The organism is Luteimonas sp. MJ250, from assembly GCF_039548455.1.
Classification (GTDB): Bacteria; Pseudomonadota; Gammaproteobacteria; order Xanthomonadales; family Xanthomonadaceae; genus Luteimonas.
This window is the reverse complement of the sequence record NZ_JBCLVB010000017.1, coordinates 40,093-48,279: the sequence shown is the minus strand read 5'-3', so window position 1 is coordinate 48,279 and position 8,187 is coordinate 40,093. Positions and strand designations below refer to the sequence as shown.

General features: G+C 68.9%; 6 protein-coding genes and 1 pseudogene. 3 read left to right on the top strand and 4 right to left on the bottom strand.

The features are described from left to right. Positions 1-189, bottom strand: a pseudogene (locus WCE37_RS14475) (hypothetical protein); the annotation flags it as partial. Between the two features lie 235 nt (positions 190-424). Between WCE37_RS14475 and WCE37_RS14470 the strand changes: the two are divergent. From WCE37_RS14470 to WCE37_RS14460, 3 genes are all read left to right on the top strand, one after another. After that, the gene (locus WCE37_RS14470; RefSeq protein ID WP_343279953.1) at positions 425-2,449 is read left to right on the top strand and encodes an NADPH-dependent 2,4-dienoyl-CoA reductase; all 2,025 of its coding nucleotides are present in this window, start codon (positions 425-427) and stop codon (positions 2,447-2,449) included. Positions 2,450-2,721: 272 nt separating this feature from the next. Continuing rightward, positions 2,722-3,177 carry a cell wall hydrolase gene (locus WCE37_RS14465; protein ID WP_343256215.1) on the top strand — a complete coding sequence of 152 codons (456 nt, stop codon included), beginning with the start codon at positions 2,722-2,724 and terminating at the stop codon, positions 3,175-3,177. A gap of 63 nt (positions 3,178-3,240) precedes the next feature. After that, complete coding sequence (locus WCE37_RS14460; protein ID WP_343279952.1) at positions 3,241-3,852, top strand: glutathione S-transferase N-terminal domain-containing protein; 612 nt, start codon at positions 3,241-3,243, stop codon at positions 3,850-3,852. 72 nt (positions 3,853-3,924) lie between these two features. On the opposite strand, the gene prpC is transcribed toward WCE37_RS14460, so the two are convergent. The 3 genes from prpC to prpE all read right to left on the bottom strand — a co-directional run bounded on the left by prpC (position 3,925) and on the right by prpE (position 8,024). Then, on the bottom strand, positions 3,925-5,079 hold the full coding sequence (gene prpC / locus WCE37_RS14455; RefSeq protein ID WP_343279951.1) for a 2-methylcitrate synthase: 1,155 nt from the start codon (positions 5,077-5,079) through the stop codon (positions 3,925-3,927). Between the two features lie 55 nt (positions 5,080-5,134). Further along, on the bottom strand, positions 5,135-6,016 hold the full coding sequence (gene prpB / locus WCE37_RS14450; RefSeq protein WP_343279950.1) for a methylisocitrate lyase: 882 nt from the start codon (positions 6,014-6,016) through the stop codon (positions 5,135-5,137). Between the two features lie 118 nt (positions 6,017-6,134). Continuing rightward, on the bottom strand, positions 6,135-8,024 hold the full coding sequence (prpE, locus tag WCE37_RS14445) for a propionate--CoA ligase (protein ID WP_343279949.1): 1,890 nt from the start codon (positions 8,022-8,024) through the stop codon (positions 6,135-6,137). Positions 8,025-8,187 lie beyond the last annotated feature (163 nt).

Genomic DNA, 8,187 nt, shown 5'->3' with positions numbered 1-8,187 from the left:
CGCCGGGGAAATGAACTTGCCGAAGCCAAGCGTTGCGAACGGCGCATCGCGCGTACCGCGGTCATTGTCCTGCAGGTTGAAACCGGCGCCACCGGTCAGGTACCAGCGGTCGTCGAAATCCTGGGCGAAGGCGGCGGGGGCGACGCCCAAGCCAGCCAGCAGGGCTGCGCACAGCAACTTCTTGTTCATCATGGTGTCGCTCCTTGAAAAGGTGCACGGAATCCGGCCGCGCCGGAACCGCATCACTCGAGTTGTAGGGCACGACGGCCGCCTCCCGGGCCGCCATCGGAGTGCAGGTTAGGTTTGAAGATGTGAAGGTGGCGTTAACACCGCTCTAACAACTCGACCGGCGCGGCCAAGCCGGCCGCTTGCCGCGGATGTCACAAGCCCGCATCGTGACCGATCCGTACGCCGACGAATGTGAATGACCACTGCATCTCCGTACCCGCATCTTCTTTCGCCCATCGACCTTGGATTCACCACCCTGCGCAACCGCGTGCTGATGGGTTCGATGCACACCGGGCTGGAAGACCAGCGGCGCAATTTCCCCAGGCTGGCCGCCTACTTCGCCGAGCGCGCCGCCGGAGGCGTCGGACTGATGGTCACCGGCGGCTTTGCCCCCAGCCTGACCGGCTGGCTGAAGCCTTTCGCCGGCAAGCTCACGCGGCGCGCGGAAGTGGCGCGGCACCGGCAGGTCACCGATGCGGTCCATGCCCATGACTCGCGCATCTGCCTGCAGCTGCTGCACGCCGGACGCTACGCCTACCACCCGCTGTCGGTGTCGGCGTCGGCGCTGAAGGCACCTGTCAATCCGTTCCGTCCCCGGGCGCTGTCCGCGCGCGGCGTGGAGCGCCAGATCAACGCCTTCGCCCACGCCGCGCGGCTCGGGCGCGAAGCCGGCTACGACGGCGTCGAGATCATGGGCTCGGAAGGCTACCTGCTGAACCAGTTCACGGTCGCGCGCACCAACCGACGCGACGACCGCTGGGGCGGCAGCGTCGAGAACCGCATGCGTTTCGCCGTGGAAATCGTGCGCCGCGTGCGCGAGGCCTGCGGGCAGGACTTCATCATCATCTACCGCCTGTCGATGCTCGACCTGGTCGAGGACGGCAACGACTGGCCGGCGATCGTGGCCCAGGCGCGCGCGGTCGAGGCAGCCGGCGCGAGCATCATCAATACCGGGATCGGCTGGCACGAAGCGCGGATACCGACCATCACCACCTCGGTTCCCAGAGCCGCCTTTGCCGGGGTCACCGCCCGCCTCATGCCCGAGGTCTCGGTGCCGCTGGTGGCGAGCAACCGGATCAACATGCCCGATATCGCCGAGTCGATCCTCGCCAGCGGGCAGGCGGACATGGTGTCGATGGCACGCCCGCTGCTGGCCGATCCGGACTGGGTGGCGAAAGCCGCCGCCGGCCGCGCGGATGCGATCAACACCTGCATCGCGTGCAACCAGGCCTGCCTGGACCACGTGTTCCAGAATCGCCGCGCGAGCTGTCTCGTGAACCCCCGCGCCTGCCATGAAACCGAGCTGGTCTATCCACCCACCACCGCGCCACGGCGGATCGCGGTGGTCGGCGCAGGGCCGGCGGGCCTGGCCTGCGCCACGGTGGCGGCCGGGCGCGGCCATGCCGTGACGCTGTTCGAGGCCGGCGATGCGATCGGCGGCCAGTTCAACCTGGCGCGGCGGATACCGGGCAAGGAGGAGTTCGAAGAGACCCTGCGCTATTACCGGCTGCAACTGCGCGAAACCGGCGTCGACCTGCGCCTGGGCACCCGTGCGACGCCGCAGCTGCTGGCCGGCTTCGATGCCGTGGTGCTGGCCACCGGCGTGGTTCCGCGCGCGGCGCAGTTCGAAGGCCACGACCATCCTCGCGTGGTGGGCTACACCGACGTGCTGCTCGGCAACGTCAGCCCCGGCCGGAAGGTGGCGATCATCGGCGCCGGTGGGATCGGCTTCGACGTTGCCGAATTCCTGGTCCATGACGGGCCTTCGACCAGCCTGGATCCGGTCCGCTGGATGGAGGAATGGGGCGTCGATCCCACGTCCGCGAAGCCTGGCGGCCTGCAGCCCCCGCGGCCGGGGCCGCCGGCGCGCGAGGTGTGGCTGCTGCAGCGCAGCGCAGGGCGTCCGGGCGCGCGACTGGGCAAGACGACCGGCTGGACCCACCGGGCGACGCTCAAGGCCAGGGGCGTACGCATGACGGGCGGGGTCGAGTACCACCGCGTGGACGATGCCGGCTTGCACGTGGCCATCGACGGCGTCGAACAGGTGCTCGATGTCGACCATGTCGTGGTCTGTGCCGGGCAGGAGCCGCAGCGGGCGCTGGCCGACGCGCTCGCCGGGCATGGCATTGAGGTGCACGTGATCGGCGGCGCGGACGTCGCGGCCGAACTCGACGCAAAGCGCGCGATCGACCAGGGGAGCCGGCTCGCCGCTGCGCTTTGAGGGATTCCCGCGCCCTTCGCAGCCGGCCGCCGACCCCCTGTTCAGCTGGGATTGCGAAAACCGGCAGTACCTTGCGCGCACTTTCTCCGTCGCCACTTCGGCGGAACCGGCACGACCCGCACTCCCGCGGGCTTCGCGCCCGGGCAGCAAAGCGCCACAGAGTGCCGCCGCCCTCCCCAACACGCCAGGCCGATCCGCACTGCGGTGCCCGGACCCACCCAGGGATCCGGCGCCAGATCCGTGCGGGCGGCGCAACGGAGCAAGGAGCCGCCATGAAACTCGCCTGGATCCTGTGGTTGGCATCGATCATGCCGCCACCGGCCGCAGATTCGCTCTGCCTCAGCACCACGCTGTACCTCGAAGCCCGCGACCAGTCCGTCCTCGGCCAGCATGCCGTGGCCGAGGTCGCCCTGCGCCGCGCCGACAGCGGCCTGTGGGGTGATTCGGTCTGCGACGTGGTCACCGCGCGCAAGCAGTTCGCGCCGACCATCGTCTCGCCGAACACGCGCCTGACCAATACTGAAGCCTGGTCGCAGGCCGTGACCATCGCGCTCGAGTCCCAGAGCAACTGGGCGCTGCCGGCCGGTGAACGCAAGGAAGTCGTGCCCGGTGCCAGCCACTTCCTGGCACATGCCATCGCCAGCCCGAGCTGGCGCAACGCCTACCAGGTGGCGACCATCGGCGACCACACCTTCCTGCGCGTGCAGAGCCTGAAGCCCAGGTCGTGACCCGGCCTTGAGCGGGCCGCCCGCTGCGCGGATGATGACGGCCTACCCATCGCGGAGCCGTACATGAAGCTGTATTCGAAGCCGGGCGCCTGCTCGACCGCCGTCCACATGGCGCTGGAGTGGACCGGCACTCCCTATGAGGTGGACATCCTCGACGGCGACTCGATGAAGGCACCGGCCTTCCTTGCCATCAATCCCGCCGGCGCGGTGCCGGCTCTGGTCGACGGCGACTTCGTGCTCACCCAGAACGCCGCGATCATGGGTTACATCGCCGACATCCGTCCGCAGGCCGGCTTGGCGGGCGACGGCTCGCCGCGCCAACGCGCGGAAGCAGCGCGCTGGCTCGCCTTCGTCAACTCGGATCTGCACCCGGCCTTCAAGCCGATCTTCGGGCCGTCGCGCTACATCGCCGACGACGCGCAGCACGATGCAGTCAAGGCCGCGGCCAGGACGGCCGTGCGCAAGCTCATGGAAACCGCCGACAAGCGCCTGTCAGGCACGGACTGGCTGGCCGGATTCCGCAGCTTCGCCGACCCCTACTTCTATATGACGGTGCGCTGGGCGCACAGGACCGGCGTGGACATGTCCGGGCTGGACAACATCGCGGCCTTCAAGGCGCGGATGGAGGCAGACCCGGGCGTACGCGCCGCGCTGCAGGCCGAGGGACTGGAGTAGGCGGCCCCATCTCCGGCACAAAAAAAAACGGCGCCCATCGGGCGCCGTCTTCATCTGCAGCCTGGCCACGCCTCAGCCGCGGGCGGCCATCGGCACCCAGTCGCGATTCTCGGGACCGGTGTAGTTCGCGCTCGGACGGATGATCTTGCCGTCGATGCGCTGCTCGATGACGTGCGCGCTCCAGCCGCTGGTGCGCGCGATCACGAACAGTGGCGTGAACATCGCCGTCGGCACGCCCATCATGTGGTAGCTCACCGCGCTGAACCAGTCGAGGTTGGGGAACATCTTCTTGGCGTCCCACATCACCGACTCCAGGCGCTCGGCGATGTCGTACATCGTGTGGTCGCCCTGCTCTGCCGACAGCTCCTTCGCGACCTCCTTGATGATGCCGTTGCGGGGATCGGAAACGGTATAGACCGGGTGGCCGAAGCCGATCACGACTTCCCTGCGGCCAACCCGTTCGCGGATGTCGGCCTCGGCCTCGTCCGGTGAGTCGTAGCGCTGCTGGACCTCGAATGCGACCTCGTTGGCGCCGCCGTGCTTGGGCCCGCGCAGCGCGCCGATCGCACCGGTGATGCAGGAATGCATGTCGCTGCCGGTACCGGCAATGACGCGCGAGGCGAACGTGGAAGCGTTGAACTCGTGCTCCGCATACAGGATCAGCGAGGTGTGCATCGCACGCACCCAGCTCTCGCGCGGCGGCTCGCCGTGCAGCAGGTGCAGGAAGTGCCCGCCGATGGAGTCGTCGTCGGTCTCCACGTCGATGACCCGGCCGTTGTGGCTGTAGTGGTACCAGTACAACAGGATCGAACCCAGCGAGGCCATCAGCTTGTCGGCGATGTCGCGCGCTCCGGGATGGTTATGGTCGTCCTTCTCCGGGGAAACGCAGCCCATCACCGAAACGCCGGTACGCATCACGTCCATGGGATGCGCCGAAGGCGGCAGCTCCTCGAGCGCCGCCTTGACCGCGGCAGGGATGCCGCGCAGCGACTTGAGCTTCGCCTTGTAGCCGGCCAGCTCGGCCTTGGAGGGCAACTTGCCGTGGACCAGCAGGTAGGCGACCTCTTCGAACTCGGCCGTGGTGGCGAACTGCGTGATGTCGTAGCCGCGGTAATGCAGGTCGTTGCCGCTGCGGCCGACGCTGCACAGCGCGGTGTTGCCGGCGGCGGTTCCGGACAGGGCAACCGATTTCTTGGGCTTGGGCAGGGTGCTGGGGGTTTCGCTCATCAGGTACTCCGTAGCAACGTGTGTGGGTCGCGCAGCGCGCGTGCCGGCGTGGTGGTCAGTCGGCCGAGAACAACGTGTCGAGTTTGTCCTCGTAGGCGTGGTAGCCGAGGAAGTCATACAGCTCCGCGCGCGTCTGCAGGGTGTCGACGATGTTCTTCTGCGTGCCTTCGCGGCGCACGGTCTCGTAGAAGTTCAGCGCCGCCTTGTTCATGGCGCGATAGGCGCCGCAGCAGTAGAGCGCGATGTCGACGCCGGCCGAGCGCAGCTCGTCGGTGGTGAAGAACGGGGTGGAGCCGAATTCGGTGAGGTTGGCCAGGATCGGGACCTTCACCGCATCCTTGAACCTGCGGTAGTCCTCGAGCGACTTCATCGCCTCGGGAAAGATCATGTCGGCGCCGGCCTCCACGTAGGCGATCGCGCGCTCGATGGCGGCGTCGATGCCCTCCACCGCGGCGGCGTCGGTGCGCGCCATGATCACGAAGCCGGCCTCCGTGCGACCGTCCACGGCGGCCTTGACCCGGTCGACCATCTCGCCCTTCGACACCACTTCCTTGTTGGGCCGGTGGCCGCAGCGCTTCTGGCCGACCTGGTCCTCCATGTGCACGGCGGCAACGCCGGCGCGCTCGAAGCTGCGGATGGTGCGCGAGATGTTGAAGGCACCGCCCCATCCCGTGTCGATGTCGACCAGCAGCGGCAGCCCGGTGGCCTCGACGATGCGGCGGGCGTCGATCAGCACGTCCTCCATGGTCGAGATGCCAAGGTCGGGCATGCCCAGCGAGTTCGCGGCGACGCCGCCACCGGACAGGTACAGGGCCTTGTAGCCGGTGCGCCTGGCCATCAGGCCGGCATAGGCGGTGATGGCGCCCATCACCTGCAGGGGGGATTCTTCGGCGACGGCGGTACGGAAGCGCGCGCCTGCGGAAAGGTGCTCGGACATGGGGGTTCTGCGATGGGGAGACAGGACATCATTCTAGCGGAGCAGGCCATGGTCCCGGCCGGCGCGCCCCTTGCCGGACGAGGCCGGGCCGCGGGCCCGCCCGCGACGCAGGCCCGAATCAGCTGCCGGCGTCGGCGCCGCGCTTGATCGCGTCGGCGATCTCGCCCAGCGCGCCGGGGTCATCGAGGGTCGACAGATCGCCCGGATCGCGATGCTCGGCCAGGGCCTGGATGGAACGCCGCAGCAGCTTGCCCGAACGCGTCTTTGGCAGCGCGCCCACGACATACACCCGCGCCGGGCGCGCGATCGCGCCCAGCTGCTCGACCACCCTGCCTTGCATCTCGTGCGCTGCCAGCGCCGCGTCTGCGGCCTGCCGGAGGGTGGCGAACACCACCGGCACCTGGCCCTTGAGCGCGTCGTGCACGCCGATCACCGCCACCTCGGCCACGCCCGGATGGCCGGACACCGATTCCTCGATCTCGCGGGTCCCCAGGCGGTGGCCGGCGACGTTGATGACGTCGTCGGTGCGGCCGAGGATGTAGGTGTAGCCGTCCTCGTCGCGGATCGCCCAGTCCAGCGAGCTGTAAAGCAACTCGCTGAAATGCGAGAAGTAGCTGTCGATGAATCGCTTGTCGTCGCGCCAGACCGTGGTCATGCAGCCGGGCGGCAGCGGCGGCCGGATCACCAGCACGCCCTTTTCGCCGGGAGCGGTTTCCTCGCCGGTGGCCTCGTCGATCACCGCGATGTCGTAGCCCGGGGTCGGCAGTCCCGGCGAGCCGAACTTCACCGGCTTGAGCTCCACGCCCGGCATCAGCGACAGCACCGGCCAGCCGGTCTCCGTCTGCCAGTAGTTGTCGATCACCGTGGTGCCGAGGGCTCCGGTGATCCACTCCGCGGTCGGTTCGTCCAGCGGCTCGCCGGCCAGGAACAGGTACCTGAGCTGCGACAGGTCGTACTTCTCCAGCCACGCCGGATCCTGTTTCTTCAGCACCCGGATCGCGGTTGGCGAGGAGAACATGGTGCGCACGCCGTACTTCTCGCAGATCCGCCACCAGATGCCGGCGTCCGGCGCGGTCGGCAGGCCTTCGTAGAGGATCACGGTGGCGCCGGCGATCAGCGGGCCGTAGACGTTGTAGGAATGCCCGACCGCCCAGCCGACGTCGGAGGTGGTGAACATGGCCTGCCCGGCGCGAACGTCGTAGATCGCCCACATCGACAGCGCCATGGCGACCGCGTAGCCGCCGACGTCGCGCTGCACGCCCTTGGGCTTGCCGGTGGTGCCGGAGGTGTAGAGCAGGTAACTGGGCTCGTTGGACTCCAGCCACTCCACCGGCACCTCCTCGCCGGCGTGGCGGTCGCGCAGGGTGGCGTAGTCGACGTCGCGGCCGTCCACGCACGCATGGCCGGGCGCGAGGCCGCGGTCGACCACCAGCACGTGCGGCGGCGGCGACTTCGCTTCCGCCAGCGCGGCGTCAACCAGGGGTTTGTACGGGATGACCTTGCCGCCGCGGCTGCCGGCGTCGGCGGCGATCAGCAGCTTCGGCTCGGCGTCGTCGATGCGCACAGCCAGGTTGTGCGCGGCGAAGCCACCGAACACCACCGAGTGCACCGCGCCGATGCGCGCGCAGGCCAGCATCGCGAACACCGCCTCGGCGATGTTGGGCATGTAGATGACCACGCGGTCGCCGCGGCCGACGCCGAGCGAATGCAGGATCGCGGCGAAGGTGTTCACCTCGCGGTAGAGCTCGCGATAGCTGAACTCGCGGGTGCCGCCGGCCTCGGTCGAGATCGCCACCAGCGCGAGCTGGTCGCCGCGCTCCTCGAGATGCCGGTCGATGGCGTTGTGGCAGAGGTTGGTCTCGCCACCGGCGAACCACCTGCGGAACGGCGGCTTGGAGTCGTCGAGGATGGCGTCCGGCTGGCGGTGCCAGTGGATGGCCTTGGCCTGCTCGGCCCAGAACGCTTCGGGCGCGTCGATCGAGCGCCGGTAGAACTCTTCATAGCCCATGGCAGGTCTCCGGGAATCTCCCACGAGGCTAGTCGGCCACGGGCGGTGGCGCGTTAAGACGTTGGTCGTATGCCGCACTGCAGCAGCGCCGGCCGGAAACGGAACGACCGGGCCAGGCCCGGTCGTCCGTGTGGCGCGCGGCGGGGCTGCCCGCCGGCGGCCG

Excerpts from the sequence above, each read along its gene's own strand:
- prpB (WP_343279950.1), bottom strand. The coding sequence starts at position 6,016 with ATGTCCGAGCACCTTTCCGCAGGCGCGCGCTTCCGTACCGCCGTCGCC.
- WCE37_RS14465 (WP_343256215.1), top strand. The coding sequence starts at position 2,722 with ATGAAACTCGCCTGGATCCTGTGGTTGGCATCGATCATGCCGCCACCG.
- WCE37_RS14460 (WP_343279952.1), top strand. The coding sequence starts at position 3,241 with ATGAAGCTGTATTCGAAGCCGGGCGCCTGCTCGACCGCCGTCCACATG.
- prpC (WP_343279951.1), bottom strand. The coding sequence starts at position 5,079 with ATGAGCGAAACCCCCAGCACCCTGCCCAAGCCCAAGAAATCGGTTGCC.
- WCE37_RS14470 (WP_343279953.1), top strand. The coding sequence starts at position 425 with ATGACCACTGCATCTCCGTACCCGCATCTTCTTTCGCCCATCGACCTT.
- prpE (WP_343279949.1), bottom strand. The coding sequence starts at position 8,024 with ATGGGCTATGAAGAGTTCTACCGGCGCTCGATCGACGCGCCCGAAGCG.